The sequence below is a fragment of the Helicobacter kayseriensis genome (assembly GCF_021300655.1).
Lineage (GTDB): Bacteria > Campylobacterota > Campylobacteria > Campylobacterales > Helicobacteraceae > Helicobacter_G > Helicobacter_G kayseriensis.
In genome coordinates this window covers 125,097-151,225 of sequence record NZ_JAJTNB010000002.1, presented here as the reverse complement: position 1 = coordinate 151,225, position 26,129 = coordinate 125,097, and the positions used below count along the sequence as shown (strand labels likewise).

Here is a 26,129-nt window from a genome sequence, read left to right as displayed (position 1 = left end):
TGGCAGGCCAGGAGGGACTCGAACCCCCAACACTCGGTTTTGGAGACCGACGCTCTACCATTGGAGCTACTGACCTAAATTTATAAGCTAAAGAGATTAACTCTTTAGCTTAACTTCTTTATGAAGCGTATGTTTATTGAGCCTAGGGCAAAACTTTTTGAGCTCCAATTTTTCAGTGTTAGTTTTAGCATTTTTTGTTGTGCTGTAATTAATATCACCACACTCAGAACACTTAAGACCTATTTTTACCTTCATCTTAAATTCCTAATTACTCAATGATTTTTGTAACAACACCAGCACCAACAGTTCGTCCACCCTCCCTAATCGCAAAACGTGTTCCTTCTTCAAGAGCAATTGGGCTAATTAGTTCAACAGAAATCTTTACATTATCTCCAGGCATAACCATCTCTGTTCCTGCTGGGAGAGTAATAGCTCCTGTTACGTCTGTTGTTCTTACATAGAATTGTGGTCTATAGTTATTGAAGAAAGGTGTATGTCTTCCTCCCTCTTCTTTTGAAAGAACATAAATTTCTCCTTCAAATTTCTTGTGAGGAGTAATTGATCCTGGTTTACAAAGAACCATACCTCTTTCAACTTCTTCTTTTTTTGTTCCTCTCAAGAGAACACCAACGTTGTCACCTGCTTCACCTTTGTCAAGCTCTTTTCTAAACATTTCAACGCCAGTAACTGTAGTTTTTTGAGTATCTCTGATTCCAACAATTTCAACCTCATCACCTACACTTACAACACCTCTTTCAATTCTTCCAGTCACAACAGTTCCTCTTCCTGCAATCGAGAACACATCCTCAACTGGCATCAAGAAAGTTTTTTCTGTGTCTCTCTCTGGTGTTGGAATATAAGCATCAACCTCAGCCATAAGCTTAAGAATCTTCTCTCCCCACTCACCGACTGTTCCAGCTTTTGCTTCTTCTAGTGCTTTAAGAGCAGATCCTGCAACAATTGGAGTATCATCTCCTGGGAATTCATAGCTACTCAAAAGTTCTCTTACTTCCATTTCAACAAGTTCAAGCAATTCAGCATCATCGACCATATCTTGCTTATTTAAGAAAACAACGATATATGGAACACCTACTTGACGTGACAAAAGAATGTGCTCTCTAGTTTGAGGCATAGGACCATCAGCAGCAGATACAACAAGAATTGCTCCATCCATTTGAGCTGCACCTGTAATCATATTTTTAACATAGTCAGCATGCCCTGGGCAATCTACATGCGCATAATGTCGATTTTCTGTTTCATATTCAATATGAGAAGTTGCGATTGTAATCCCTCTTTCCTTTTCTTCTGGGGCATTATCAATATTGTCATAATCTTTTAGTTCTGCCAATCCCTTTGTTGCCAAAACAGCAGAAATTGCAGCACTAAGAGTTGTTTTACCATGATCGACATGACCAATTGTTCCAACATTAACATGCGGTTTGCTTTTTACAAATTTTTCTTTAGCCATTTTTATTCTCCTAGCTTTTTAAAATTCAAAATGCCTCAAATTATAGCAAATTTCTATTTCAATATTATCTTTAGATAAAAGCATCTAACACTGAACTGGAGCCCATAAGCGGATTTGAACCGCCGACCTCTTCCTTACCAAGGAAGTGCTCTGCCCCTGAGCTATATGGGCAAGATATCTCCAAAAAACAATAAAAAATATAAGGGAAAAATTTCTATGAAGAAAATGGCTCCCAGAATGGAGCGGGAAACGGGGCTCGAACCCGCGACCCTCAGCTTGGAAGGCTGATGCTCTAGCCAACTGAGCTATTCCCGCAAAAACAAAAGCAAATCGACTACCACTTCTGGCTAGAAAGTGGTGGTGAGACGTGGATTCGAACCACGGAAGACATAGTCAGCAGATTTACAGTCTGCCCTCGTTGGCCACTTGAGTATCTCACCAAATTAGCTTATTACCGGTCAAACACCAAAATTTATGGAGCTGGTTAAGGGACTTGAACCCCCGACCTGCTGCTTACAAGGCAGCTGCTCTACCAACTGAGCTAAACCAGCAAATTAAAAATGAAAATCGCATTTTATAGATTTTTTACCTTCTTGTCAAGAGAAAATATTATTTTTTTACCAAAAATGGAAGATTTATTTCTTTTTTTGCAAATAAACGACTATTGCGTACTTCTTTTTGCTGAATTTCATAAACATAAAAGCCAATCTTTTTGACTGTTTCACTTACTTGCTTACTTTGAGAATATGTTGTGATGACCCCATCATCTTTCAAAAGAATAAAGAGCTTTGAGAAATACTGCTCACTCCAGAGTTCTAGATTTTTTTGAGGAGAAAATGCATCTTGATAAATAACATCAAAAAACCCACAATCAAACCTCTCCAAATACTCTAATGCCTCACCCCTAAAACACTGTATCTTCCATTGATTTTGAGAGTACTCCCCCTCATCTTTCAATGCAGATAAAATTTCCTTCAACTCCGTCCCATCAAGCGTCAATATTTCTTTAGGATAATTTATCTTAAGGAGTTTAGAAAAAATTTCCAAATCTTTTTCTGGGCTATATATCTCAATCTCTCCACAATATTGTCGCAAAAGAAATGCATAAATTGTAAAAAAAGAGTTATACCCCAAACCAAAACAAATATCCAAGATTCTGATCTTTGGTCTTGACATTAAATCCAAGCAATCCAATGGAGGCAAAACGTGCTTCTGCATCGTTTCATTTATAGCACCATCTTTTAAGCTATGATAGCTCTCTTGATACTCTTCATTAAACAGTGTATGGCTTCCATCTGCACTTACAGATTCCCTAATATTCAAGCCCCACTTCCCTTAAACGATCTCGAATGTAACGCATTTGAATATTTTTATCAAAACACCATTTAGGAGCAATTAACATCTCATCATGTGCTCCAGAGCTAATGCGGTGAATCACTACGTCATCTGGAATTTCTTGCAAAGACTGCAAAATCAAACGCGTATAAACCTCTAAAGAAATAGGTATATATTCGCCATTTTTATACATTTTGGCAAGTTTTGTATTTTCTACAACATATAAAGGATGAAGCTTGATGCCATCAATCCCCCAACCAATAACCTCTCTTAAAGAGTGCAACATCATCTCTTCATTTTCTTGAGGAAGTCCATAAATCAAATGCGCACAAACTTTAATTTGTCTCTGTCGAGCCAAAATAAATTGATTTTGTGCATCTTCGATTCCATGACCGCGATTGATAAGCTCAAGAGTCTTTGGAAATACGGATTGAATCCCATATTCAAGCCAGACTTCTTTTCCATTCTTAACATACTCTGCAAGCAAATCAAGCACCTCTAAAGAAACACAATCAATCCGTGTGCCGATACTAATTCCAACCACATTGGGCAGATTTAAGGCCTCATCAAAAATTCTTTTAAGCGTTTCAAATGGGGCATATGTATTGGTATAAGATTGAAGATAAATCATATATTTTTGGATTTCAAATTTTTCTTTATGAAAATCTGCATGCCAAAAGAATTGTTCTTTGAGTTGCTGAACTTGAGCATCCAAAATAGGATTCTCTTTGAGATCAAAATGCATCTTGACTTGTTTTCCCAAATGATTAATCTTGACCAAACTTGGAGAAAAACTTTCATTGCAACAATAAATACACCCTCCCCTAGCAACTCTTCCATCGATATTTGGACATGTAAAACCCTGCAAAGAAATTGGGATCTTTCTCACCCTTTGTCCAAATCTTTTTTTAAAATATCTGCCTAGAGTTAGAATCTCTCTCATTGACCCAAAACTTCTTTCATACTAAAAATCCCATTCTTCTGAACCATGACCCATCGTACAGCCCTCAAAGCTCCTAGAGCAAATGTTTTGCGATTTGTAGCAGTATGTGTAAGCTCCAAATACTCCCCATCACAATAAAAACCTACCGTATGTCGACCTACGATATCTCCCCCCCTCAAGCTCATTACACCAATTTCTTGCTTATCTCGCTTGCCAATATTTCCATCACGCCCACTTACCCTCACTTCTTCCAATTCTAGACCTCTTGCATTGGCACAATACTCAGCCAAAGTCATAGCTGTACCACTTGGCGCATCTTTTTTGGAGCGATGATGCATTTCGACAATCTCTATATCACAATCTTCTAAAATTTTTGAGGCTAGAAATGCAAATTGATTCAAAAGATTGATCCCTTGACTTGTATTTGTTGCATAGACAACAGGAACACTTTGTGACACCTTTCTCATTAATTGATGTGTCTCCTCACTCAAGCCTGTTGTTCCTATAACCAATGGCCTAGGAATCTCTAAACATGCCTCAAGCAAGGAAAAGGTTGCTTGAGGAGTTGAAAAATCAATCACGGCTTGCGAATGTTTTAAAAATTCCCCCCAATCATTAGAAAAATAGATATCCTCTTGCCTGCTTTGTAAATTTCTTTGATTTTTGTGATCATAAACGCTTGTAAGCTTTAAATCCCCGCTTTGAGCAATAAGATCACAAATCAATCCCCCCATTTTCCCACCATACCCAACAAGTCCAACTTCTAACACTAATGTCCTTCCAAATAAGATAAAACACTTAATGCTGCTGTTGCTCCATCTCCAGCAGCACAAACAACTTGCTTTGGAGCCTGAATCCTTAGATCCCCAGCAGCATAGAGTCCCTTAAGGCTTGTCTTCATAGATAAATCCACCACAACACTCCCCCACTCATCGCACTCACAGAGCATACTCCCATCTTCTTGTTTTAAAACAGAATTGTTGACCTCATAACCAACAAAAATAAAAATCCCTGGAACATCAAGTCGCCTTTCTTCTCCATTGGTTTCAATTGTGACAAAACTCACCCCCATAGAATCTCCACCAATTTCTTTGACAACAGCAGGAGTGATGATTTCAATTTTTTCATTTTCTTTGACATGGGCAATTGTACTAGGAGCTGCACGAAACTCATTTCGACGATGAACAAGATATACTTTAGAGCAGATTCTTGAAAGATAAATAGCCTCTTCAAGAGCAGTATCTCCTCCTCCTAATACAACTACTTCCTTATTTTTATAAAAAAATCCATCACAAGTTGCACACGTACTTACACCCTTTCCCCAAAATTCAAGCTCACCTTTTACTCCACTTTTCTTGGGCTTCCCACCTGTGGCAACAATAACACTTTTGGCTTCAACACTTTTCCCATCAGCTTGAATGATTTGAAAAATATCACCCTGTTTAGAAACTCGAACAACTTCTGCCATCTCATGTTTAAGCCCAAAACGAAAACATTGTTCTTGCCAAGGTTGCATAAAATCCATTCCACTTACAACCTGTGCAACACCTGGATAATTTTCAATTTCACTACTTCCAGTGATCTGCCCTCCAGGCATTCCCATTTCAAATAAGGCAACATTTTTCAAACCACCTCTTGTGGCATACAAACCTGCACTAAGTCCTGCTGGACCTCCTCCAATAATTGCTAAGTCTAACATTTTCATTCCTTTAATAAAAATTGTTATTGATTGTATAAGGGAAAAGAAAATCATAAGTTAGCAAAGGGGAAACCCTTTACTAATTTATTTGAGAGAATCAAGCTTGTCTTTTAAAACCTGCTCTGAAGTGGCACCCACCATTTGATCAACTACCTTGCCATCCTTAAGAAATAAAATTGTTGGGATACTGCGAATCCCAAATTGAGCAGAAAGCTCCTCTTGCTCATCTGTATTCACCTTGCAAATATTTGCAACTCCTGAATAATCTTGTGCGAGTTTGTCAATGACTGGGGATAGCATTCTACATGGTCCACACCATGGAGCCCAAAAATCCACAAGCGAAAGGCCATTTTTTACAACTTCTTCAAAATTTTCTTTTGTCAATTCAATGTATTGTCCCATTGTTTTTCTCCTTTTTATTTTTATTAAGATTATACTACGAATCTTCAATCTCTGTATTTAAGCCATATTTAACTGAATCGATGGAGACTATGAGGTTTTCCCAATCGCTCAATACACTTTCTCACCCCTATTTTGCTTCAATACTGATCGCCAAGATAACTATAAAATTTCAAACCCCCACACTACAATGTAATATTCTCAATCCACTCAATGTCCTCTCCACAAATACTGATTCCATCAATACAAAAAGGCATTTCTAAATGATGAAGTAGAAGATAATACTTGGCTGTCTGAATAATTTTTTGGATTTTTAAAGATGTAATTGCATAAATTGGGTTGAAATTTTTCCCCCCTTTTACTTCCACAAAATGTAAGACTCCCTGATTCTTTGCAATGATGTCAATCTCTCCAAAGCGTGAATAAAAATTACATTCAATAATTTCAAAACCTTTTGAAATCAAAAATTCACAAGCTCTTTTTTCATAAATTTCTCCCTTTTTTCTACTCATTGATGCGAATCTTGCAAGGAGATGTGAGGATCCAGTCCATCTTTTGGATTTCTTGAAGTGCAAGAGTAATGTTTTTTTCCTGCACACAATGTGTGATAAGAATAATAGTCGCTTCAGAATGAGAACTTTTTTGCAAAATCTGTTTTACAGAAATTCCAAAATGGGCCAAACTTGAAGTAATATTTGCCAAAACACCATATTCATCTCTCACGATAAAACGCAAATAATAGGCACTTTGTATTTCTTCCAATGGTTTTATTTTCAATAAATTTTGATATTCAAAAAATCCAAATGGTGGACAAGGATAAGGAGAGGCATTCCTCAAACGCGCAATATGAACGATGTCGGCAATAACAGCACTTGCTGTTACTTCTCCTCCAGCTCCAAAACCACTTACAAACAAATCCTTCACGCAATCGCCATGCAAGCTAATTGCATTTTTTACCCCATTCACATTGGATAAATCATTATCTTTATGCAAAAGAGCGGGATGTAATCTAAGATCCAAAACCTCTCCATCCTTTTTGGCAATTCCCACAAGCTTGATTGCATAACCAAGTTCATCGGCAAAACACATATCCTCTAAGCCAATTTGCTCGATTCCCTCAACTAGAATCTCTTCAGGCTTTACACAAACTCCATAAGCAAGTTTTGCAAGAATCAAAAGCTTATGACCAGCATCCCCACCATTAATGTCAAGACTAGGATCTGCTTCTGCATAACCAAGCTCTTGTGCTTTATGTAATGCTTGAGAAAAATCGCATCTATCCTCAAGCATCTTAGACAAAACAAAATTGCTCGTGCCATTAAAAATCCCCTCAAAGCCCCCAAAATCATTGGCCACCAAACTATCTCTTAAAATTTCAATAATTGGAACTCCTCCACATACACTTGCCTCAAACCCAAAAGGGAGTCCTTTGGATAGCTCAATAAGATCTTGGGCGTGATAGGCAAGCATCGCTTTATTGGCCGTGACTAGGGCTTTTTTGCATTTAAAAACTTTTTTGGCAATCTCAAAGGGTGTTTCAACACCCCCCATTAACTCAACAACAATCTCAACATCATCATCTTTTAAAAGATCCTCAACATCACAACTTATCGGAAAAGAAAAATGATGATATTTACTAGGATTCCTTACAACAGCACGCTTAACATAAAGCTCAACTCCAGCCCTTTGGGCTAATCTTTTTCCATGCTCTTCTATAATTTTTGCAACACTCCCCCCTACTGTCCCAAGTCCAACTATTCCAATTCCAATACGCTCCATTATTCACTCTTTATTTGATCAAAACTAAAAAAAGTTACAGTAATACCACTCTTGAGGCGAGAAGGATTATTAAGATCTGTCACCATCACAAAAGCAGTTTGATCTGTTATATTGATTTCTGCACTGACTGCAAAATCCTTTTGAGTCATAATTTCCAAAATTTGCAAATCGCGATCATAAAGAACAATTCGTGGACTCCAGCCAATTTTAGAATTCTTTTTTAAGATACTCATAATACCTGCACTCTGAACGCTAAACCAATATTCTCCAGAAATATTTTTTAGCTCCAAACGATCATTGTCTTTTAAAGCAATTGCGCTTGCAACAGAGGGGTCAAGGATCTGAAGCTCATAAAGCCAATCTGTTTGGTTTTTCCTTGCAACCCTTGAAACCAGAATCCCTCTCTTTTTTAACTCAGACAAAATAATCTCTGGAGCTACGCCATGCTCGCTAACTAAAGAGAAAGTAAGAAAAACATTATCTTGAGTATACTTTGCCTTTGATACAGTAAAGTAGGAATATCCGATTGAAGAAAGCACACCATTGATAGTTCGCATAAGAAAAACAGGCTTTGTTTTGGCTTTAAATCCAAGATTGACTTCTTTTGGTTCTTGGAATCCAAGATAAAGCAAACCGTTGTCTTTTAAGACTTTGGTGATTTTGTAATAATCAATTTTTTTCTGATCTTCATCAAGAAAAAATTTCTTTTTGTCTGCAAAAAGACGATTGACAAAATTTTGATTGACTTGATAAGCATCTTCTCCCATAATGTTTATAACAACATCATCAATCTGATCAGCACTAAGGATCAAGAAGCTTATCATCAATAAAAAAATTTTTTTTACCATTCTACTCCACCATTGGCAAAGAGATATTCTTCTTTAGAAATCTGTCTAATTCCTCCGCTTGGAGTGTAAATCAAAAAAATAGGCTTATAGGTATTAAAACGCATTTCATTAGAGCCAACCGATAGTTTAAAACTCCCATAAGCAGAATAAATTAATCGTTCTCGATCAAGAGGAATTTCAAACGTTTTTTGAATCTGAGCAGAGCGTTTTTTGGATTGCAAATCAACTACGCCCACCCAAATAGGACGCTCAAATACAAGTGAGAGAATCTCGCCAGAAGAAATTTTAATCTCTCCAAATATAGGTGTTCCAAGCTCATTGAGTGACTTATTGATCACCACTTGGCTCTGCCCATCTTCCTCTCCCAACCCCTTATTTTTTTCAACTACATTTTCCTCATGAGGGGGTTGAATATCTTCATTATTTTCTGCAACAAAATCCTCTTCTTGAGACCTAGTTTGCTTTTCAATTGTGCTTGATTGTGTATCAATCCTTTCATCGCTTTTTAATAATTTTGCCAAAAGCAATAAGGCAACAAACAAGAAAACAACCAATCCTCCAATAAAAACCATCTTTTTACGTCGAATCTTTTTGTGATATTCTTCTTCTGCTTGATCTTCACAGGTATCACTCTGACAGCTCAAATGAACAAGACGATATTCTTCAAGCCAGCTTGAAAGATCTAAGCGGTATTCTTTCTCAAGAATATGAATAAAGCCTTTGGCGCGAATATAATCAAATTTTTCAAAACGCCTCTCTAAAATATCCAAAATCCTTGAAGCATCAATCTTAGTGTCTCTTTTAATTTTTTCAACTCCGATTGATTTTAAAGTTTCAAAATCTTGATGGTTAAACAACTCTTCACTCATTCTTTTACCAACCTATGCATTAAAATCCCTCCAGCTACACCCACATTTAAAGAATCAAAACTGTTTCGCATACGAATAGAAACCATTTTATCCATTTTTTGGATGATTTTCTGACTAAGCCCGCTTCCCTCACTTCCCAAAAACAAAGCCCATTTACAACAAGAATGAAAAGAATTAATTTCCTCACCTTTCATATCAGCACCATAACACTCAAAACTAGCTTGCTTGATTTGATGAATCTCATCTAATAAAGAAGAAGAATAGTAAAAAGGAAGCTCAAGCATCGCTCCACTGCTTAAACGCACAATTGTTTCCAAAGCTTTTGGAGAGATAGAATCTAAAATCATTCCCCCCACCCCCAAGGCATAAGCACTTCTTGCAAGAGATGCAATATTTCCCACATCACTCACACCACACAAAACCAAAAGAGAAGACAACTCAAGCATACTTTTCCAAGGGGTTGGTTCTAACAGTTCAATGCGAATAAGAAAACCTTGATGATTCCCTCCTCTAGCCATTGCTTGAGCCTTTTTAGAATCCAATCGCACAATGGGAATATTCAATCTCGCAATTTGTCTAAAAAGCTTTGCATCAATTTCTTTGGCCAAAAAAACCTCCCGAATGCGTTGAGGAGACCGATTCAGAAGATGCAAAACAATTTGCTTTCCATAAACAATCATTTTCCTTCCTTAATGATTCTGTGATACCACTCTTTTATACTCTCTCCTGTGATTTGTGATAACAGTTTTGCTTTAATTTTGGGGGGGATATCTGAATGCATAACCTCCAACACCCCAAGCTTATATTCCTTCTCTTGTTTTGAAAATTTCAATACCAAAACCCACTCGCCCAAAATTTTTGTCTCCCCTATTCCTTGCAAAACCTCTACAACATTTCCCTCAAAACTTGCTTGAAATTTTTTAGTCATTTCCTTAATTACAAAAACATGACAGTTCTGATCAATCTTTTGAAGATCCATCAAACTATCCAAAAGCCGATGCGGAGATTCATAAACAATCAATGCCAAATCTTGAGAGTTTAAAACATCTTTCCAAAATACCAATCTTTTCTGCCTATCATTACTCTTGTGAGGTAAAAAACCATCAAATACAAATCCCGAATCTCCCAAACCACTATAAGCATGAGCCAATGTCGCTGCACTCCCTGCAGGAAGAATCTCAAAGGGGATTTTATGATGCTTAGCATACCCAATCAAAATAGATCCTGGATCACTTACACAAGGCATCCCTGCATCACTCATAAATCCAACACAAGATTCAAAAAAATCAGGAGAAATGTTTTCTAAGAATGAAACTTGATTATGTGAATGAAAAGAGAAAAATTCTCTTTTCTTTTTGAGAAGCTTTCCTTTTTGCTCAAGAAGGAGAAGAAGTTTTTGTGCTACTCGTGTATCTTCACACAGCAATACATCACATTCCTGCAAAGCTTGCAGAGTGCGAAGCGTTACATCGGCCAAATTGCCAAGAGGAGTAGGCAATAAATAGAGCACGAATTACTTCATATTGTATTTTTGACGGAATTTTTCTACACGCCCTGTTGCATCAGCAATTTTGTCACTTCCTGTATAGAAGGGATGGCAAAAACTTGAAATATCAACACGAAGCTCGCTTTTATTGCTCATCACTTCAATTGTTTTTCCACTTGTAACACAAGTTACTTTGCATGGGACATACTCTGGATGAATACCCTTTTTCATAGTTACTCCATTTCAATGATTTAAAAACTGCAGATTCTATCTAAAAACTTTATTTTTTTTGAAATAATTTCAATGCTTCTTTAATGATTGATGGCGTATCTGTAGCAACAATCTTTTTCAAAACGTGATCAATTTCACTCTTTTTAAATCCTAAATTCTCCAATGCCTGTGATGCCTGAATATAAGCTTGAGACTCCTTGCCTTGTTTATTTTGGATTGAAAAATCAAAAAATCCAGCCAAATCTACCATAATCTTGCTAGCCCCCTTAGCTCCAATTCCTGGCACTTTTTGCAATGCTTGAATATTTTTTGACTCCACAATATTTGCAAAATCTGTAGGGGAAAAAGTAGAAAGGATCGCTAAGGCTACTTTTGGCCCCACTCCATTAATCTTGATCAATCTCTCAAAAATTTCTTGCTCTAGCTTTTCTAAAAATCCAAACAGCAAATATGCATCTTCACGCACAATCTCTGTCACCAAAAGTTGAACCCTATCACCCACTTTCATCTTCATTGCACACATAAGCGATACTTGAACACCATAAAGCACCCCATGCACATCCACAACAAGCAAATGAGGATCAATACGCTCAATCTCTCCCTTAAGCCCAACAATCATCTTGCAACCCTCTCTTTCATCAATTGATGATGCACAGAATCAATCATAATATTGACTTCTTCTCCATTTTCAATCATCAAGCATTCTTTATGATTCTGATAAACATCAAAATATTCAACTTGATTTTGATCAACCCAAGCACTCTTACAAATTAATTTTGCCTGAACACACAAATGAGCAATAGGCGCAAGTTCTTGCTTAATCTCCTCAGATTTTTTTTGATGGGCTTGGATTTTTTCTTTGATCAATTGAAGTTTTTCACACATTTGCGTATATTGCTTGATCGTATCAATAATATATTGTTGTGTAGATACACCCTGTTTGACATTTTTCAAAAAGATATTTTTAAATCGCACAACAGCTGACTTCATCTTAGATACCTTGTTAAGCTCTTGACGATAAATTTTTAAGGCTTCTTCAATAAAGGCAAGGTGTTTTTGGTATCTTTGCTGAATCGCATTCACCTTATCTCGATACTCATAAAAGGCAGAGCTGTCGATTCTAAAAGAATTATTCCCCCCCATCGCAGAATCAATCTCTAATGTTTGACAAAATGAAATTTTATTATTAGCTCTTAAATTCTGAATCTGTGCATTTTTGCATGAAATTTCACTCCCCACAAGCTCTTCAATCGTTCCACTTTCACAATCCACTACTCCCCCCTCACACAATCTAATCACTGCTTGATTGGCCTGAAGCTTCCCTTTGTGTGTAGAAATTTCTACTTGATCTGCATAAATTTCTGCTCCTTGATGTGTCAGACCTTCAATCTTGCATTCTTTGGCTCTTAGCACAACACCTTGATCAACTCCCCCATTGACTTTAATTTTTTTAGATTCCAAGACAATACCCGCCCCAATCGCATCACGCTCAGGAGAAGAAGCCTTGACTTCAATTTCAAAGTCCTTTTCCACTCCTCCAAGCAAATTGCCAATATTGCGATGATTAATCTCTTCAAAACTCACATCTTTTACCAAAATCAATCCACTTCCATTGATTCCTACAAATCCATCTTTGAGTGCCCGATAAACCACTCTTCCCTCAAATTCCTCATGAGAAAAATCTTCTGGCAATCCCCCAAACTCATCAGAACCCATTTCTTTCTTTGTGACACGCTGATACTCTCCAAGCAAATCACGCCCATCATTTCCGCGATTCCCCACAATTAGTTTTCCAACCTCTTCTCCACTCCTCACAGCATATGAAGAATTTTCTAAAATTTTTCCATTTTTAAGCTCCCATTCTTTCTCAAGAGTAAAGAAAAAATAAGAATCAAAAGCAGGACAATAAAATTCACTTTTTTCTAAAAGGATTTTTTTCATCCCTCCGAATGCGTCATAGATCTTTGCCAATTTAGATCGCAATCCGACCTCATCACACTCCAAAGAAAATTCCTTAAAAATCACACCCAATCGCGCTTTCTTTGCATTAATTTGACGATGCACTTCTTTTAGATTTCCCAACAAAACCTCATAATCATTTTCTTGGCACACTAAGAGCAAAACTGCATTTTGCATCAATAACTCAAGATCAATCTCCCACTCTTTCTTCTCTCTCCAAAGAGCAATATCATAAGCCTGAGTCACTCCACAAATTTCACTTTCATATCTTCCAGAAGCAAAAAATTCTTCGCACTCTTGAGGCGAAAGCTCTCGCCTCTCTCCATCCCCCCCCTCCAAAAAAGTCAAGACATTTAGGACCTCAAAACAAACCTCATTTGCAGGACACTTGAATAAAATAGAAGCTTTTTGTACTTCATGATCAATTTCAAAACATTTTTGAATATGTAAGATTTTCTCTGCACTCTTTTCCTCTCTCAAAACTCTTTCCCTCCAATCCACTGAATATCTTTGGAATACTTCCCAATCGCCTCAATCGCAATTTCAATGCCCCTAACAACAGTTTGGCGATCCATACATGGAGTATTTTCCCTACCAACAACCTGACTAGGAAAATAAGGGATATGAATAAAACCACCTCGCTTGGCAATTTGAAACTTATAGATATAGTGCATCATTGCATACATAATGTGATTGCATACAAATGTTCCTGCTGTGTTTGAAATCGCACTTGGAATCCCCGCCCCCCTCATCTCTTTAAGCATTGCTTTAATCGGAAGATTACTAAAATATGCATTTTCTCCATCCTCAAAGATTCTTTGATCAATAGGCTGATTTCCCTCATTATCCTCAATGCGTGCATCATCTAAATTGATCGCTACACGCTCAAGACTGATTTCATATCTCCCTCCAGCCTGCCCAATCACCAAAATCACATCAGGCTGATATGCCCTTGCCTCTTCCAAAAGCACCTGATAGGATTTGACAAATACTGTAGGGATTTCAACCTTTCGTATCTCAATCTCACCAAGTCGCTCACAAACCCCTTTGATGGCCTCCAATGCAGGATTAATCTTCTCTCCTCCAAAAGGATCAAATGCACCCAATAATACTCTCACTCTACTCCTCCCTAAAATGCCAAAATATACATCAATCCAATATGCGTCAATAGCAAAGCAATAGCTACGGGAATCTGCTCTAAAATCACTCCATTTTTATTTTTCATTTCCAAAATCATTGCAGGGACAATATTGAAATTTGCAGCCATTGGCGTCATCAATGTCCCACAATATCCAGCACTCAATCCAAGAGCTCCCACAATCACAGGATCTCCACCCAAGGCGATCACAAATGGAAGACCAATCCCTATAGTAATCACAGCAAAGGCTGCAAATGCATTTCCCATAACCATCGTAAAAAGAGCCATAGATACGCAATACAAAGCAACTCCTAGCAAAGGATGACCTTGTGGGAAAAGCGATCCCATAAAGTTTGCAATCGTCTTACCCACTCCAGATTGAGAAAACAGTGCCCCCAAAGTTCCAAGAAGTTGAGGAAGAATCACTGCAGGTCCCATCTGCTGAAGAATTCTTGAGCTTTCATAGGGGACTAATGTCACTTTTTCACGCGTATAAAAAAGACTCAATCCCAATGCGATCACTGATGCAATACCCAATCCGACCAATCCACCCAATTGTGTAAATTGAGCGATTCCAAAAGCAATCACACCTAAAGCCAATGCGGGAATAAAAATTTTCTTACCAATCAAGAGACTCTTTTGATTGCGATACTCTTGACTCGCCTCTTTTAATGTTCCAAATCCAACAAATTTTTTTGCAGTCAAAACCCCCATAAGCATTAAAATCGCTCCCACAAATGCTGGATGTATATGAGGACCAAAAATTAAAATCCCACCAAAGAGATTCCAAAAGATTCCATTTCCAATGCGTCTAGGGTTTTGAGAATCAAAAAAGGCATAAAAACCTGAACAGATGCACACTAACCCTGCCAATATATACATTAGCTCTAGCATCATTGCTTCACTCTCTGATCAAATAGATAATTTTGCAATAACGCATAACACAAAGCAAAAAAGGCAATAGGAGCCGAAGCCATTGCTATAGAATAAGGATCTACCCTGATCCCTGCTTCCTGCAAGGTCCCCACAATCAGCAAAACACCTGGAGAGGCAATAAAGAGATTCTGTCCAAAAAAATTACCATAATTATCATTGGCATTACAAAGCCCCTTGAGCTTTTCTTCTTCTTTTTCTTTAAGCTCGCTAGCACCGCGTGCCATAGGATAAATGAGAGGCCTTACAAATTGAATATGCCCCTGAACCATCAAAGACAAAGCAGAAAATACCATTCTTGCAAAGACATAAATGCTCAAAACTTTTCCACTTGTAGCGCGTTGTATGCCTCCAATCAAGCGCGCTGAGGTTTCGCGCAATCCATTTCTTTCCAAGATTCCAATAACGCCCAGAGTCAAGAGAAACAAAGACATATATCGAGTATCTACAAATGCCTCACCTAAGAAAGTCAAAATCCCCAAAAGATCCATTTTTGTTGCAATCCCCGTAGCGATCCCAGCACACAAAACAATCGCAATTGTGTCAAACTTCAAGGCAAAACCAACAACAATGATCACAACACCAATAAGTTCCATCTACCATCCTCTCTCCCTTTTTCCCCTTTATGCTTAGTTGTGCTTATTTAGAAGAATGTGGGCTAAAATTCATCAAAATTTTAACCTAAGGACATTTAAAATTGCTAAAAAAAGCTTTCTTCTCCAATAGTAGCGGGATTTTATGCTCTAGAATTTGTGGTTTTTTTAGAGATGTTTATATGGCTTCTAGTTTGGGGGCAGGAATCTATAGCGATATTTTCTTTGTCGCCTTTAAGCTTCCTAATCTTTTTCGCCGTATCTTTGGTGAAGGTGCTTTTACCCAAAGCTTCCTCCCCTCCTTTATCTATGCACGCTATAAAGGAATCTTTGCTCTAAGCATTGGAGGTATTTTTGCACTTTGTTTATTGATTTTAAGTTTGATTGTTTGGTGTTTTTCTCCCTTTTTTACAAAACTTCTTGCTTATGGATTCCCTCAAGAGAATATCCAGCTAGCAGCGCCCATTGTAGCGATCAATTTTTGGTATCTTTTGCTTGTTTTTATCGTGACCTTTTTGAGCACACTTTTGCAATATAAAAATGTTTTTTGGGTCAATGCTTACAATACCGCACTTTTAAATCTTGCAATGATTGGGGCATTGTTTTATGCCAAAGATATGGATAAGCTCCAAATTGTCTATATGCTCAGTTATGGTGTTGTTATTGGAGGAATTGCTCAAATTTCCTTGCATTTTTATCCCCTTTATCGCTTTGGTTTTTTTAAGCTCTTTTGGCTTTCACTTTTTCATCTCAAAGATTTTTGGATCAAAAAAGGAAAAAAACATCAGATCTTCATTGCAGACATCAAAGGGTTTTTCAAGCAATTTTTTCCAGCTCTTTTAGGGAGTTCAACGGCACAAATTATTGCTTTTATTGAAACATTTATCGCTTCTTTTTTAAGTTTTGGAAGCATTTCTTATCTTTATTATGCAAATAGAATCTTTCAACTTCCACTTGCTCTCTTTGCTATTGCCATCTCTACAGCCCTATTCCCAATGGTCGCCAAAGCAATCAAAAATCAGCAAAACACTCAAGCCCTACAAGCGATGAAAAAAGCATTTTGGTTTTTATGCTTTGCTTTATGTCTCTGCACCCTTGGAGGGATTATGCTTAGTCAAGAAATTATTTGGCTTTTATATCAAAGAGGATCTTTTAGTGCTTCAGATACCCACATCACTGCACAAGTGTTTGCCCTCTATCTCATAGGTCTCCTCCCCTTTGGATTAAGTCGCATTTTTTCCCTTTGGCTTTATTCTCACAAACTCCAAGGCAGAGCTGCAAAATACTCTCTTATCTCTTTGGTTTGTGGGACTGTTTTGTCATTGATTCTAATCAAACCCCTTGGTGTTTTAGGACTTGCACTTTCTAGCTCTATCGCAGGGTTTATTCTCTTTGCCCTCAATGGCTACGCTTTAGGTAAAAAAAACTTTTTTTGTATAATCACGCACAAAAAGGCGATTCTCTTGCTTTTCACACTCTTATTTCTTGAGGGAACCCTACTTTATGGAATCAAACTTTTATTACAAGGATATATTCAATGAAATCACTTGAGATTTTTGATAGCGCCCAAAAACGCAAGCTTTCCTTTTCCCCTATCCAACCAGGAAAAGTCAAAATTTATGTTTGTGGTCCAACTGTATATGATGATGCGCACTTGGGGCATGCGCGCAGTTCTATTGCTTTTGATTTATGGCGTAGGCTTTTTATTGCGTTGGGTTATGAAGTCACATTTGTCAAAAATTTCACAGACATTGATGACAAAATCATTAAAAAATCTCAAGAAATGCAAAAAACTCCTGAAGAAATCGCCCAAACTTACACCCAATCCTACCTTCAAGATATGGAAGCAATCAATGTAATGCGTGCAGATATCGAACCTCAAGCAACACAAAATCTTGAAGCGATGCAAAAAATGATTGCCAAACTTTTAGATTCTCATCACGCATATCAGACAAGCAATGGGGATATCTATCTTGATAGCTCAAAAGATCAACTATATGGGAATCTAAGCCATCGCAATGAAGAGCTTGAACTTCGATCCCGAATCCAAGGGCAAGAAAAAAAGAGCGAAAGAGATTTTGCACTATGGAAAGCTTATAAAGGCTCTGAAGATGTTGGCTATGAGAGTCCTTTTGGGAAAGGTCGCCCTGGATGGCATATCGAATGCTCAGCAATGATTGAAGAACATCTTGCCTACCAAAATCAAGATTATGCGATCGATATTCACGCAGGAGGTGCAGATCTGCTCTTTCCACACCATGAAAATGAAGCTTGTCAAACACGATGCGCCACGCATAGAGAGCTTGCCAAATACTGGCTTCACAATGGATTTGTCACAATCAATGGCGAAAAAATGAGCAAAAGCCTTGGCAATAGCTTTTTTCTTAAAGATATTTTGAAGTACTATCATGGAGAAATCATCAGAAACTATCTCTTGGGAACTCATTATAGATCCAACTTTGATTTTAGTGAAGCAGACCTTCTCTCAAGCAAAAAAAGGCTTGACAAACTCTATCGTCTCAAAAAACGGCTTGGTTCCATTTCTGCAGGTAGTCTTGATTTAAAATTTCAAAATCATCTCTTAGAGGCACTGAGCGATGATCTTAATATCTCGCTTGCTCTCTCAATTATTGAAAATATGATCAAAGAGGGCAATGAAGCTCTAGATCAACACCCCAAAGACAAAGCAATCAAGGCAACCATCCAAGCCAATCTTGATTATATCTTCAAGCTTTTAGGAATTGGGGGAATGGATGCGATTGAGTATTTTCAACTTGGAATCACCCAAGAGCAAAAAGATGAAATCTGTGCCAAAATCTCTCTAAGAACCCAAGCCAAAAAAAACAAAAACTTCGCTCTTGCAGATTCCATTCGTGCCGAGTTAGAAAAACAAGGCATTGCTCTTTTAGATACTGCTGAGGGGACGATTTGGGAAAAAATTTAGCCCTCTTGTGATATAAGGACGGATATTTTTTTAAAGGATTTTTATGAAATATCAAGAAGTCACAACAGAGGGCATCAACAAGCTCATGGATGTCTTCTATACCAAAATTCGAAATGACAAAAATGGACTAGGAGATCTATTCAATCAAACAATCGGAACAAGCGATGAGGAGTGGAAACACCATAAAGCAAAGATTGCAAGTTTTTGGGAGGGAATGATCCTAGGGAGTGGGGATTATAGTGGACATCCACTTAAAGCACACATTGAGCTTCCTCCATTCCCTCAAGAATTTTTTGCCCTATGGCTTGCTCTTTTTGAGGAGAGTTTAAATCTTGTTTTTGAAAGCAATCTTGTGCAGGTCTTCTTACAAAGAGCCCAAATGATCGCTCAGAGATTCCAAAGCGTGCTTTATAGATAAAACTTCAAGCAACCTTCTCATCTCAAAAAGGTTGCTTAGATGCAGATGATTTTGCATTTAAGAAAACATAGCCCATTAAAAATAAGTTCATCACGACAAACACGCAAAAGGGAATACCCATATCCATCGCCCAATGGGTTTTCCCCCAATTTGGGAAAAGTGTTAAATTGATCGCATCAATCCAAGGCTTCAAAAAACTACATCTCCACAAAAATAGCGTAAAACAAACAACATATAAGTGAAGATAAGTCACTCTCATATTTTTAAAAGCCAACACAAGAGCAATAAATAACAAATAATAGTCATATCCCAAATGTGGCAAGGAAACCAAAGACAAAACAATCGATGTAGCAATGATTTGAGAGGTGTGTGGTTTTTTTAGATACACAATGAGTGCAAAGAAAAGATACAAGCAAAGACTTAGTAAGCCAATAGGGGAATAAGGTGTATGAAAAAGTTTTTGAGAAAGACTTATGAGATCTCCTGGGCCACCCAAAGATCCTTGAGATGTGTATGTTTGAGAATTAACCTGAAGCATTGATTGCAAGAACTCAACAGGAGTAACTCCAAAGACTAAAGCGGTAACACTGATAATCAATAACATCAAAATGCCCGACAAAATGCTCTCTTTTCTAAACCCAGCAAGGAAAAAACCAAAGACAATAGGCACTCCCACAGAATGCTTGATCAGCAAAAATGTCAGTGCGATGGTTAGAATTGTCGAGTTTTTTCTATAGCAGTAGGCGATCACTGCACAAAATCCCATAAAAATAGTCGTTTGTGCATTAGAAACAACATTCCCATATGTAAAGCCCAAAATCACCAGAGTCGAAAAAACAAAAACAATCCCCCGCTCCACTCCACTTTTGGTCAGAAAAAGAAAAACTGTCGCCAAGAAGAAAAAATAATTTAAAAAAGCAAAAACAATTTTTGCATCTTCCCACTCAAGTAAGCCAATAGGATACATCACAATATAAAGCAATGGCATATAATTGGGAATATTAGCCATAAAGTTATCGCCCGATAAGCTTGCACTATATGGATTTAGTGCTTGCTCAAAGTGCCCCCCCCCCCCAGAACTGCATTGTCGGATACCACTGCATATCCAAACTACTATCCAACGCAAACCAAAAACATCGATACGATATCCACATAAAAAGACAAGCATAGATGATCCATAGTTTTTTCTCATAATTTGAATAAAATTTTAAATATTGATTCATTACTCTCCTTTGTTTGGGTATTTATCTTCTATAAAGTTCCCTTGTTTGCCAGCTAAGCTTCTCCTCACTTGTCCCCAGCGCCTATCTCATTGGATTTATTTCACAGAAAAGCTTTCAACACCAAAGTATTGAGCATATCGTTGGTTAGTCAAATCAGTACTATCTTCTCCCATTTCTCCAAAATCCTTATCAAGAAAAGAATAGAATCTTTTTTTATCGATCACAATATGCATATTGCCCTGCTTCTTTTGCTCTTCGATCTCCAAATTTACAAGCTTCCATTGATAGGCATAATATCCCCAATTTACAAGATTGACCATCACTGCTCCACATAATGCAACCCATACGGTTTTTGTCAAAAAAGTTTGCAATTTTTGTGATGCCCTATAAGCTTCTTGAAACATCAAAATAATCATTGTGGCCAGTATTAACCCTTCTCCCAATCGCGCCCTCAAACCTACTTGTCCGTGAAATTGAACAAGAGTTAAAACAATAAAAACCCAAATCACAAACAAACACAAAAACAAAACATAATGCTTAGATATTTTTATCAACTCAGCAATCAACACAAAAGTCACCACATACAAAGCAATCGCAAAACTTTGTTTAAGCAAAAAATAAGCAACAATCAAAACAATTGAAGAAAAAATCCCATAGATCAAAATCTTTTTTCTCTCAAAGCCTTTTTTCCACAAGAAAAACCAAATCAAAACCAATAAGAAAAAACCAAAACTTTTCCTACATCCGGCATTGAGCGTTTGGTTAATTCTCATCAGTTGATCCCAAAACGAAGCTCTAAAAAATTCTCCAACGGTTATGAAGTTTTTTTCCAAAAATGGCAAGTCTTTCACAACATTCAATCCCTCTCCCCTAATTGCACTTCCAGGAGAGAAAAACAAAATCATCCATCCACACCAAAAGCCCAATATGCCAACATAATACCAAGAGGGGAGTTTTAGCTTTTTGTATCGAGCAATAATCAAGGAAAGCATAGACAATAAACATAGCGTTGCTCCAATATTTTCACTTGACCATCCAGCAAGAATTGCTAGCACAAAGAAAAGAGGATAAAGACAAAAGACCCACCCCTTAGGTTCTCCCCAACTTCTATCACTCCAAAAGAATCGATAAGGAATCAAAAAGAGCAAAATCAAACCAAGACCCCAAATATAATTCAAATTTCCAGCCACCCAAAGGAAAGTGCCTGCAAAATTCACACTCAAAATCATTGTGCAAAAAAGTGCAAAAGATAGATAATCAAGCTTATCTTTTGGGAATCGAGCAAAAACAAACAAAAATACACAGAAAACAAAGAGTGTGCTCACCAAAGAATTCAGCACATCAAGCCAAGGTTCATTGATATATCGGGCAGCAAAATATTTCAACACTTGCTCTCCGAACTTTCCATTTGTTTCAAAATAAGGTTGCAAAAAAGAACGATCAGGATAAACCAATGTCTCAATATGAAATACAATATCATCCGTTTGGGGAGGGAAAATCAAATTAAAACAAATAAAACCCACCAAAACAGAGATAAACAACAAAACGACTTTTCTATCAAAATACAACATACCCTTGCCTCCTTATTGGTTAAATAATCTATAAAATCCCTTGCTTGCCAGCTGAAGCATCTCTTGATCTCCCTTGCTATCCCCATAGGCATAGATCTCTTTATACGAATCAAGGCGATAGCTCTGCATAATCCTTGCCACCTTTTGTGCTCCATAACAATTAGGAGTTGCGAATCTTCCACTTAAAACCCCATCAATACTCTCAAGCTCCGTGCAAAGATATTCCAATCCTCTTGCCTTGCACCATTCTCCCAAATAACATCCAAAAGTTGCACTCACGACAACAACACGATCGCCTCTATCTTGATGCCACTTGATTCTTTTGATTGCATCATCTCTGCAAATCTTTTCCAAAACCAAAACAAAATCACTGCATTTTTCTAAGAGTTCTGTTTCATTGATACCAGCCATAAAGCATCTCATTAGTCTTTCTTTAGCTCTACTATTATTGATGATTCCCAAAACATATCCACACAGATAATGCAAGTTTTTGAGCATCCCCCAATAAAATACTTTCTTCCCAAATAAAAATTTAAGGAACAAAAAAAGGCTATCTTGACGCGTGATTGTCCCATCAAAATCAAAAAATGCAATATTCATGATCGATATTCCGCATAAGCCAATCGCAACATCTCCTCATCTGAAAATCTTGGGGACCATCCTATGCTCTTATAAGTTCCTTCAAGATCAACAATATATTCTTGATCAGCAATCTGATATTGCTCTTCAAACATCAGCTCCACCCCTACTGCACCCAATGTTTTTAAGATCACTTTGATTCCATCTCCCCATGTTGGAATCAAGATAGATCGAGAACCAACATATGCAATCAAATCTGACAAAAGCTCTTTGACAGAAGGAGGGTTTTTGCTTCCCAAATTACAGCAAACATTGGGGATTTCGCTTTTGATAGCACAAACAATAGCAGTGGCACAATCTTCCACACTTACCATTTGATAGCAATTTTTTCCATTCCCAATCATTGGGACAGGCAAATGATGATCAATAAGCCAAAACAACTTTGTCAATAAGCCAAACCTTCCCTTTCCGACGATCATCCTTGGCCTAAAAATTGTGATCTTAAACCCTTCTTTCCAATACTGTTGCAGCAATTCTTCTGATGCAAGTTTGCTTCTCCCATAGGGACCAAAAGGATGAGTTGGATGGGATTCTGTCAGTGGGATATGTTTTGGAATCCCATACACCATATCTGTGCTGAAGTAAATCATACGATGGCAACCATCTTGTGCCATTTTCTCTATCAATCTTTTTGTCCCATAAAAATTCAATTCAAAAAAATATTCATCGCGATCTTTTTTGGGAGGCTTTGGATGATATTGTCGAGCTGCTAGATGTATCACAATATCAGTAGAACGAAATTGAAAATCAATATCCTTTGTCAAATCAAGTTCAATATAAGGATGAGCATCACCAAGAAAATTATTGACTTTATCAAGCACCAAAATTTCACATTGTGGATAAGCATCTCTAAGAGCCCTAAAGGCATATTGTCCGACAAATCCACTTCCACCAACAAGAACAAAACGCATACCTACCCCCTACTTAAACTCAAAACAACCAATCCCAAACAAATAAGGGTGATTCCAAAAATCTTATAAAAGGTGATAGGTTCTCCAAAAAAGATATTTGCAAGAAAAATAGAGACAACAAACCCAAAGCTCAAAAAAGGATAAGCCAAGCTCACATTCATTTTGCTCAATACATAAATCCAAATCAAGATACTAAGCCCATAGCACAAAAAACCTGACCATAAATAAAAGTTTTTCAAGCACTCCACAAGAAGATAAAGCCCACGATCAAAATTCAAAGAAGATGCTCCCTTTTTTAACAGAATCTGCGCAATTGCATTCAAGCAAACAGAAATCAAAACAATAGGAATATAGATCAATTTCATTTTTTCTCCTCCAAAACATAAATCAAAAAGTTTTCGCTTTCTTTTTTGAGCTGATAGCGAAAATGAGCCATATTTTTTAGGGTTTCGCAACTCAATCTTTGTGATAAATCTTCAAGAGATTGAGCAGAACAATTTTTCTCATACATTCTCTTCTCTATGATCACCACATCACATTGTTTAAAGTATTTTTTTGAATCCTTATAGGGAAATCGCTTTTGAAATTCTTGCTCATCAAGGACATAAGGAGCAATCGTTCCAAAGATTTGATAGAGATTGGAGTATTTTAAGCCCATCGATAAATAAGAGAAATTAACCCAACTTGTACAAATCTTAGGGTCTTTGTATTGCGTCAATAGTGGAGCGAGGTTTTCTTCTAGCTCTTGGCTCTTAGTCTGAATGGCACTAATATCGGATCGATGTTTTAAAAAATTCTTTTGCACTCCACTCAAAAAGATTCCACCCAGTTGAACAACAAAAGCGATCAATAAAACATTTCTTGCTTGAAATACCATACAAAGCGGTATTAACAACAAAATACCCAAATAAATCGAGCTAACATAATAGATACCCCAATCCTTATTAACCGCCAACAGAAGATAAAGAATTGAAATAGCAAAAGCAACAAAAATTGTCCAAAAGATATAAAACCTTGGATTTTTAAAATTTTTTATAAAAATCAAGCCCAATGCGACAAAACCCAAAACCATCAATAGGGGATTGATAAAGAATCCAAGTAAAACATTAATGATCTTATCCCACACACTCAAATCAATATATGTGCCATGATTTGTAGCATTGCTATGCATATTAGCAACAAACATATTCCACCACACCTGAATCCCCACTCCCTTTGGGTGCAAAAGATACGGATTGGTTATAACCCAAATACATAGCCCCAATGCAATACCCTTTAGGGACTCCAAACACGAAGAAACAAAACTTTTTACCTCAAGCGTTTTCCAAAAAGGCAAAAAAGCATAAAAACAAATCAGTGGGAAAAACATAACTGCTTGAAATTTAGCAACCCCTATTGCCATACCTAAACTGACTATTCCCAAGTAATAATTTTTTTTTAAACTTTAAGGAATCTAGGCATAAATAATATACACTTAACAAAACAAAAAATGCTTGGAATGTATCTGGCTTGAAAACATAGCCAAATTCCCAAAATCCAGGCAAACACAAGCAAAAAATCACAATCCATAGACTAATGCGAGAAGAAAGATAAAGATTAGAAATCTTATAGACCATCCAAAGATTGAGAATGGTAAAAAAAGCATTCAAAAGTCTTGGAGCATAAATTGCCCATTCATATTTTTCGTAAAGATTAAAAGGGGCAGTCACCAAAACATTGAGCAAATAATAGATATACCCATAATTGTAGAATTCAAATCGAAACATCTCTTCTAAGTCAAGATTTAAAAACCCATTAAGAATATGATTAAGTTGTTTAAATTGTGGCAATTCATCTCCAGATGTAAAGGCAAGAAATTGAATATCTAGCCCATCATAAGCAACAAATGCAAACCAAGAAAAGACACAGAACAATACAACAAATAGCACAAAATCCACATAACGCTTTTCTATCATTAAAATCTCCAAAAATACAAAATCACAAAACTCATCATCCACCCAATTACGATCAAGTGCAAAGCTTTATCTGTCAAAACAACCTCTGTAGGACTTCCACCCCTACAATCAACAAAAACAAGTTGCAAATATCTCAAGATTCCAAGCACGACAAAAAGACTTGTTAGATATAGATAAGAAGAAAAATGAGCAAGTGCTGGCTCAGAGATACTCCACATCACATAAGAAAGAATACTCATCACTGCACTAATGACTAAGCAAGCATCCACAAACCCTAAATTATATCCCTCAATAGATTTTCGCATCTTCTCTCCAGTATGACAGAAGAGCAAAACATCATCTCGCCTCTTGGCAAAAGCCAAAAACAAAGAAAGGGAAAAAGTTGTGATAACAATCCAATGCGAAAGCTCGATATCAACACTCATCGCCCCAATAAAAAGTCGGATAATAAAACCTAGGGAAATTATAAACACATCAATCAAGGCATAGTTTTTAAGCCCTAAGCTATAGACGCAATTTAGAAAAAGATAAATACAAAAAGGAAGCAAAAGCTTAGGATCAGCTAAAAATGTTCCCCCCCCCCAATACACAGCAAAAGCACAGCAAAAATAATCGCATCACGATATTTGATTTCTCCTGATGCAATGGGACGATTCTTCTTTTTGGGGTGCAGACGATCTTGCTCTACATCCCTTACATCATTGAAAATATAAACCGCACTTGCGACAAAAGAAAAGGTAATAAAAACGAAAAAAACCTTCAATAGAGAATCTAAAGAGAAATTAAAA

Annotated in this window: 31 protein-coding genes and 5 tRNA genes; 3 read left to right on the top strand and 33 right to left on the bottom strand. The window is 37.1% G+C overall.

Annotation, left to right across the window (positions count from 1 at the left end; genetic code table 11):
- The 24 genes from LW137_RS02825 to LW137_RS02710 all read right to left on the bottom strand — a co-directional run bounded on the left by LW137_RS02825 (window position 1) and on the right by LW137_RS02710 (window position 15,683).
- Window positions 1-76 (bottom strand) — tRNA-Trp (locus LW137_RS02825).
- A gap of 20 nt (window positions 77-96) precedes the next feature.
- A complete protein-coding gene (rpmG, locus tag LW137_RS02820; protein ID WP_115569960.1) occupies window positions 97-255 on the bottom strand; it encodes a 50S ribosomal protein L33 in 159 nt (52 codons plus the stop codon).
- A gap of 13 nt (window positions 256-268) precedes the next feature.
- Complete coding sequence (gene tuf / locus LW137_RS02815; protein ID WP_233032973.1) at window positions 269-1,468, bottom strand: elongation factor Tu; 1,200 nt, start codon at window positions 1,466-1,468, stop codon at window positions 269-271.
- A gap of 96 nt (window positions 1,469-1,564) precedes the next feature.
- Window positions 1,565-1,639 (bottom strand) — tRNA-Thr (locus tag LW137_RS02810).
- Between the two features lie 67 nt (window positions 1,640-1,706).
- Window positions 1,707-1,783: transfer RNA gene (locus LW137_RS02805), tRNA-Gly, on the bottom strand.
- Window positions 1,784-1,823: 40 nt separating this feature from the next.
- A tRNA-Tyr gene (locus tag LW137_RS02800) sits at window positions 1,824-1,908 on the bottom strand.
- A 35-nt stretch (window positions 1,909-1,943) separates the two neighbouring features.
- Window positions 1,944-2,019: transfer RNA gene (locus LW137_RS02795), tRNA-Thr, on the bottom strand.
- A 58-nt stretch (window positions 2,020-2,077) separates the two neighbouring features.
- A complete protein-coding gene (locus LW137_RS02790) occupies window positions 2,078-2,791 on the bottom strand; it encodes a tRNA (5-methylaminomethyl-2-thiouridine)(34)-methyltransferase MnmD (protein WP_233032971.1) in 714 nt (237 codons plus the stop codon).
- Window positions 2,781-3,746, bottom strand: a complete 966-nt coding sequence (mnmL, locus tag LW137_RS02785) for a tRNA modification radical SAM protein MnmL/YtqA (protein ID WP_233032970.1) — start codon at window positions 3,744-3,746, stop codon at window positions 2,781-2,783. Before mnmL ends, LW137_RS02790 begins: the two co-directional genes overlap by 11 nt.
- Window positions 3,743-4,516, bottom strand: a complete 774-nt coding sequence (gene dapB, locus LW137_RS02780) for a 4-hydroxy-tetrahydrodipicolinate reductase (protein ID WP_233032968.1) — start codon at window positions 4,514-4,516, stop codon at window positions 3,743-3,745. The genes mnmL and dapB overlap by 4 nt, the downstream gene beginning before the upstream one ends.
- Window positions 4,516-5,445 (bottom strand): thioredoxin-disulfide reductase, encoded by a 930-nt coding sequence (gene trxB, locus LW137_RS02775; RefSeq protein WP_233032966.1) that lies wholly within the window; start codon window positions 5,443-5,445, stop codon window positions 4,516-4,518. Before trxB ends, dapB begins: the two co-directional genes overlap by 1 nt.
- An 84-nt stretch (window positions 5,446-5,529) precedes the next feature.
- Window positions 5,530-5,847: a thioredoxin gene (trxA, locus tag LW137_RS02770; protein ID WP_233032964.1), complete on the bottom strand. Its 318-nt coding sequence runs from the start codon at window positions 5,845-5,847 to the stop codon at window positions 5,530-5,532.
- A 182-nt stretch (window positions 5,848-6,029) separates the two neighbouring features.
- Complete coding sequence (locus tag LW137_RS02765) at window positions 6,030-6,356, bottom strand: YraN family protein (RefSeq protein ID WP_233032962.1); 327 nt, start codon at window positions 6,354-6,356, stop codon at window positions 6,030-6,032.
- A complete protein-coding gene (locus LW137_RS02760; RefSeq protein WP_233033158.1) occupies window positions 6,349-7,626 on the bottom strand; it encodes a homoserine dehydrogenase in 1,278 nt (425 codons plus the stop codon). The genes LW137_RS02765 and LW137_RS02760 overlap by 8 nt, the downstream gene beginning before the upstream one ends.
- On the bottom strand, window positions 7,623-8,471 hold the full coding sequence (locus LW137_RS02755; RefSeq protein WP_233032960.1) for a hypothetical protein: 849 nt from the start codon (window positions 8,469-8,471) through the stop codon (window positions 7,623-7,625). The genes LW137_RS02760 and LW137_RS02755 overlap by 4 nt, the downstream gene beginning before the upstream one ends.
- Window positions 8,465-9,340, bottom strand: a complete 876-nt coding sequence (locus tag LW137_RS02750) for a hypothetical protein (RefSeq protein WP_233032958.1) — start codon at window positions 9,338-9,340, stop codon at window positions 8,465-8,467. Before LW137_RS02750 ends, LW137_RS02755 begins: the two co-directional genes overlap by 7 nt.
- Complete coding sequence (locus tag LW137_RS02745; protein ID WP_233032956.1) at window positions 9,337-10,020, bottom strand: TrmH family RNA methyltransferase; 684 nt, start codon at window positions 10,018-10,020, stop codon at window positions 9,337-9,339. Before LW137_RS02745 ends, LW137_RS02750 begins: the two co-directional genes overlap by 4 nt.
- Window positions 10,017-10,850 carry a 16S rRNA (cytidine(1402)-2'-O)-methyltransferase gene (rsmI, locus tag LW137_RS02740; protein ID WP_233032954.1) on the bottom strand — a complete coding sequence of 278 codons (834 nt, stop codon included), beginning with the start codon at window positions 10,848-10,850 and terminating at the stop codon, window positions 10,017-10,019. Before rsmI ends, LW137_RS02745 begins: the two co-directional genes overlap by 4 nt.
- A gap of 3 nt (window positions 10,851-10,853) precedes the next feature.
- Window positions 10,854-11,057 (bottom strand): 50S ribosomal protein L31, encoded by a 204-nt coding sequence (gene rpmE / locus LW137_RS02735; RefSeq protein WP_233032952.1) that lies wholly within the window; start codon window positions 11,055-11,057, stop codon window positions 10,854-10,856.
- 49 nt (window positions 11,058-11,106) lie between these two features.
- Entirely contained in the window at window positions 11,107-11,676 is a 570-nt protein-coding gene (gene ruvA / locus LW137_RS02730; RefSeq protein ID WP_233032950.1) for a Holliday junction branch migration protein RuvA, read from the bottom strand.
- Window positions 11,673-13,496 carry a hypothetical protein gene (locus LW137_RS02725; protein WP_233032948.1) on the bottom strand — a complete coding sequence of 608 codons (1,824 nt, stop codon included), beginning with the start codon at window positions 13,494-13,496 and terminating at the stop codon, window positions 11,673-11,675. The genes ruvA and LW137_RS02725 overlap by 4 nt, the downstream gene beginning before the upstream one ends.
- Window positions 13,493-14,134, bottom strand: a complete 642-nt coding sequence (gene pcp, locus LW137_RS02720; RefSeq protein WP_233032946.1) for a pyroglutamyl-peptidase I — start codon at window positions 14,132-14,134, stop codon at window positions 13,493-13,495. Before pcp ends, LW137_RS02725 begins: the two co-directional genes overlap by 4 nt.
- 11 nt (window positions 14,135-14,145) lie before the next feature.
- Window positions 14,146-15,048 (bottom strand): DUF979 domain-containing protein, encoded by a 903-nt coding sequence (locus LW137_RS02715; RefSeq protein WP_233032944.1) that lies wholly within the window; start codon window positions 15,046-15,048, stop codon window positions 14,146-14,148.
- On the bottom strand, window positions 15,048-15,683 hold the full coding sequence (locus LW137_RS02710; RefSeq protein WP_233032942.1) for a DUF969 domain-containing protein: 636 nt from the start codon (window positions 15,681-15,683) through the stop codon (window positions 15,048-15,050). Before LW137_RS02710 ends, LW137_RS02715 begins: the two co-directional genes overlap by 1 nt.
- Before the next feature lie 101 nt (window positions 15,684-15,784).
- On the opposite strand from LW137_RS02710, the gene murJ reads away from it, so the two are divergent.
- From murJ to LW137_RS02695, 3 genes are read left to right on the top strand one after another with little or no spacing between them, the layout of a single operon-like run.
- Window positions 15,785-17,221, top strand: a complete 1,437-nt coding sequence (gene murJ / locus LW137_RS02705) for a murein biosynthesis integral membrane protein MurJ (protein WP_233032940.1) — start codon at window positions 15,785-15,787, stop codon at window positions 17,219-17,221.
- Window positions 17,218-18,624, top strand: coding sequence for a cysteine--tRNA ligase (gene cysS, locus LW137_RS02700; RefSeq protein ID WP_233032938.1), 1,407 nt, complete (start codon window positions 17,218-17,220; stop codon window positions 18,622-18,624). The genes murJ and cysS overlap by 4 nt, the downstream gene beginning before the upstream one ends.
- A gap of 43 nt (window positions 18,625-18,667) precedes the next feature.
- Window positions 18,668-19,042 (top strand): group III truncated hemoglobin, encoded by a 375-nt coding sequence (locus tag LW137_RS02695; RefSeq protein WP_233032936.1) that lies wholly within the window; start codon window positions 18,668-18,670, stop codon window positions 19,040-19,042.
- A 22-nt stretch (window positions 19,043-19,064) separates the two neighbouring features.
- Here LW137_RS02695 and LW137_RS02690 read toward each other — a convergent pair whose 3' ends face one another.
- The 9 genes from LW137_RS02690 to LW137_RS02650 form a co-directional block, all read right to left on the bottom strand.
- Window positions 19,065-20,210 (bottom strand): hypothetical protein, encoded by a 1,146-nt coding sequence (locus tag LW137_RS02690; protein WP_233032934.1) that lies wholly within the window; start codon window positions 20,208-20,210, stop codon window positions 19,065-19,067.
- A 150-nt stretch (window positions 20,211-20,360) separates the two neighbouring features.
- On the bottom strand, window positions 20,361-21,836 hold the full coding sequence (locus LW137_RS02685; protein ID WP_233032932.1) for a DUF6056 family protein: 1,476 nt from the start codon (window positions 21,834-21,836) through the stop codon (window positions 20,361-20,363).
- Window positions 21,837-21,848: 12 nt separating this feature from the next.
- Window positions 21,849-22,436, bottom strand: a complete 588-nt coding sequence (locus LW137_RS02680; protein ID WP_233032930.1) for an HAD-IB family hydrolase — start codon at window positions 22,434-22,436, stop codon at window positions 21,849-21,851.
- The gene (locus LW137_RS02675; protein WP_233032928.1) at window positions 22,433-23,386 is read right to left on the bottom strand and encodes an NAD-dependent epimerase/dehydratase family protein; all 954 of its coding nucleotides are present in this window, start codon (window positions 23,384-23,386) and stop codon (window positions 22,433-22,435) included. Before LW137_RS02675 ends, LW137_RS02680 begins: the two co-directional genes overlap by 4 nt.
- A 2-nt stretch (window positions 23,387-23,388) precedes the next feature.
- A complete protein-coding gene (locus LW137_RS02670) occupies window positions 23,389-23,751 on the bottom strand; it encodes a DMT family transporter (protein WP_233032926.1) in 363 nt (120 codons plus the stop codon).
- A complete protein-coding gene (locus tag LW137_RS02665; protein WP_233032924.1) occupies window positions 23,748-24,788 on the bottom strand; it encodes a hypothetical protein in 1,041 nt (346 codons plus the stop codon). The genes LW137_RS02670 and LW137_RS02665 overlap by 4 nt, the downstream gene beginning before the upstream one ends.
- Entirely contained in the window at window positions 24,769-25,341 is a 573-nt protein-coding gene (locus LW137_RS02660) for a glycosyltransferase family 39 protein (RefSeq protein ID WP_233032922.1), read from the bottom strand. Before LW137_RS02660 ends, LW137_RS02665 begins: the two co-directional genes overlap by 20 nt.
- Entirely contained in the window at window positions 25,341-25,931 is a 591-nt protein-coding gene (locus LW137_RS02655; RefSeq protein ID WP_233032920.1) for a UbiA prenyltransferase family protein, read from the bottom strand. The genes LW137_RS02660 and LW137_RS02655 overlap by 1 nt, the downstream gene beginning before the upstream one ends.
- The gene (locus LW137_RS02650) at window positions 25,904-26,104 is read right to left on the bottom strand and encodes a UbiA family prenyltransferase (RefSeq protein ID WP_233032918.1); all 201 of its coding nucleotides are present in this window, start codon (window positions 26,102-26,104) and stop codon (window positions 25,904-25,906) included. The genes LW137_RS02655 and LW137_RS02650 overlap by 28 nt, the downstream gene beginning before the upstream one ends.
- Between the last annotated feature and the right edge of the window lie 25 nt (window positions 26,105-26,129).

Bases quoted from the DNA above. Each gene is read 5' to 3' on its own strand.
- rpmG (WP_115569960.1), bottom strand. From the start codon at position 255: ATGAAGGTAAAAATAGGTCTTAAGTGTTCTGAGTGTGGTGATATTAAT.
- tuf (WP_233032973.1), bottom strand. From the start codon at position 1,468: ATGGCTAAAGAAAAATTTGTAAAAAGCAAACCGCATGTTAATGTTGGA.
- mnmL (WP_233032970.1), bottom strand. From the start codon at position 3,746: ATGAGAGAGATTCTAACTCTAGGCAGATATTTTAAAAAAAGATTTGGA.
- trxB (WP_233032966.1), bottom strand. From the start codon at position 5,445: ATGTTAGACTTAGCAATTATTGGAGGAGGTCCAGCAGGACTTAGTGCA.
- trxA (WP_233032964.1), bottom strand. From the start codon at position 5,847: ATGGGACAATACATTGAATTGACAAAAGAAAATTTTGAAGAAGTTGTA.
- LW137_RS02765 (WP_233032962.1), bottom strand. From the start codon at position 6,356: ATGAGTAGAAAAAAGGGAGAAATTTATGAAAAAAGAGCTTGTGAATTT.
- LW137_RS02755 (WP_233032960.1), bottom strand. From the start codon at position 8,471: ATGGTAAAAAAAATTTTTTTATTGATGATAAGCTTCTTGATCCTTAGT.
- LW137_RS02750 (WP_233032958.1), bottom strand. From the start codon at position 9,340: ATGAGTGAAGAGTTGTTTAACCATCAAGATTTTGAAACTTTAAAATCA.
- LW137_RS02745 (WP_233032956.1), bottom strand. From the start codon at position 10,020: ATGATTGTTTATGGAAAGCAAATTGTTTTGCATCTTCTGAATCGGTCT.
- rpmE (WP_233032952.1), bottom strand. From the start codon at position 11,057: ATGAAAAAGGGTATTCATCCAGAGTATGTCCCATGCAAAGTAACTTGT.
- ruvA (WP_233032950.1), bottom strand. From the start codon at position 11,676: ATGATTGTTGGGCTTAAGGGAGAGATTGAGCGTATTGATCCTCATTTG.
- LW137_RS02715 (WP_233032944.1), bottom strand. From the start codon at position 15,048: ATGCTAGAGCTAATGTATATATTGGCAGGGTTAGTGTGCATCTGTTCA.
- LW137_RS02710 (WP_233032942.1), bottom strand. From the start codon at position 15,683: ATGGAACTTATTGGTGTTGTGATCATTGTTGTTGGTTTTGCCTTGAAG.
- cysS (WP_233032938.1), top strand. From the start codon at position 17,218: ATGAAATCACTTGAGATTTTTGATAGCGCCCAAAAACGCAAGCTTTCC.
- LW137_RS02695 (WP_233032936.1), top strand. From the start codon at position 18,668: ATGAAATATCAAGAAGTCACAACAGAGGGCATCAACAAGCTCATGGAT.
- LW137_RS02690 (WP_233032934.1), bottom strand. From the start codon at position 20,210: ATGCTTGTCTTTTTATGTGGATATCGTATCGATGTTTTTGGTTTGCGT.
- LW137_RS02685 (WP_233032932.1), bottom strand. From the start codon at position 21,836: ATGTTGTATTTTGATAGAAAAGTCGTTTTGTTGTTTATCTCTGTTTTG.
- LW137_RS02680 (WP_233032930.1), bottom strand. From the start codon at position 22,436: ATGAATATTGCATTTTTTGATTTTGATGGGACAATCACGCGTCAAGAT.
- LW137_RS02675 (WP_233032928.1), bottom strand. From the start codon at position 23,386: ATGCGTTTTGTTCTTGTTGGTGGAAGTGGATTTGTCGGACAATATGCC.
- LW137_RS02670 (WP_233032926.1), bottom strand. From the start codon at position 23,751: ATGAAATTGATCTATATTCCTATTGTTTTGATTTCTGTTTGCTTGAAT.
- LW137_RS02665 (WP_233032924.1), bottom strand. From the start codon at position 24,788: ATGGCAATAGGGGTTGCTAAATTTCAAGCAGTTATGTTTTTCCCACTG.
- LW137_RS02660 (WP_233032922.1), bottom strand. From the start codon at position 25,341: ATGATAGAAAAGCGTTATGTGGATTTTGTGCTATTTGTTGTATTGTTC.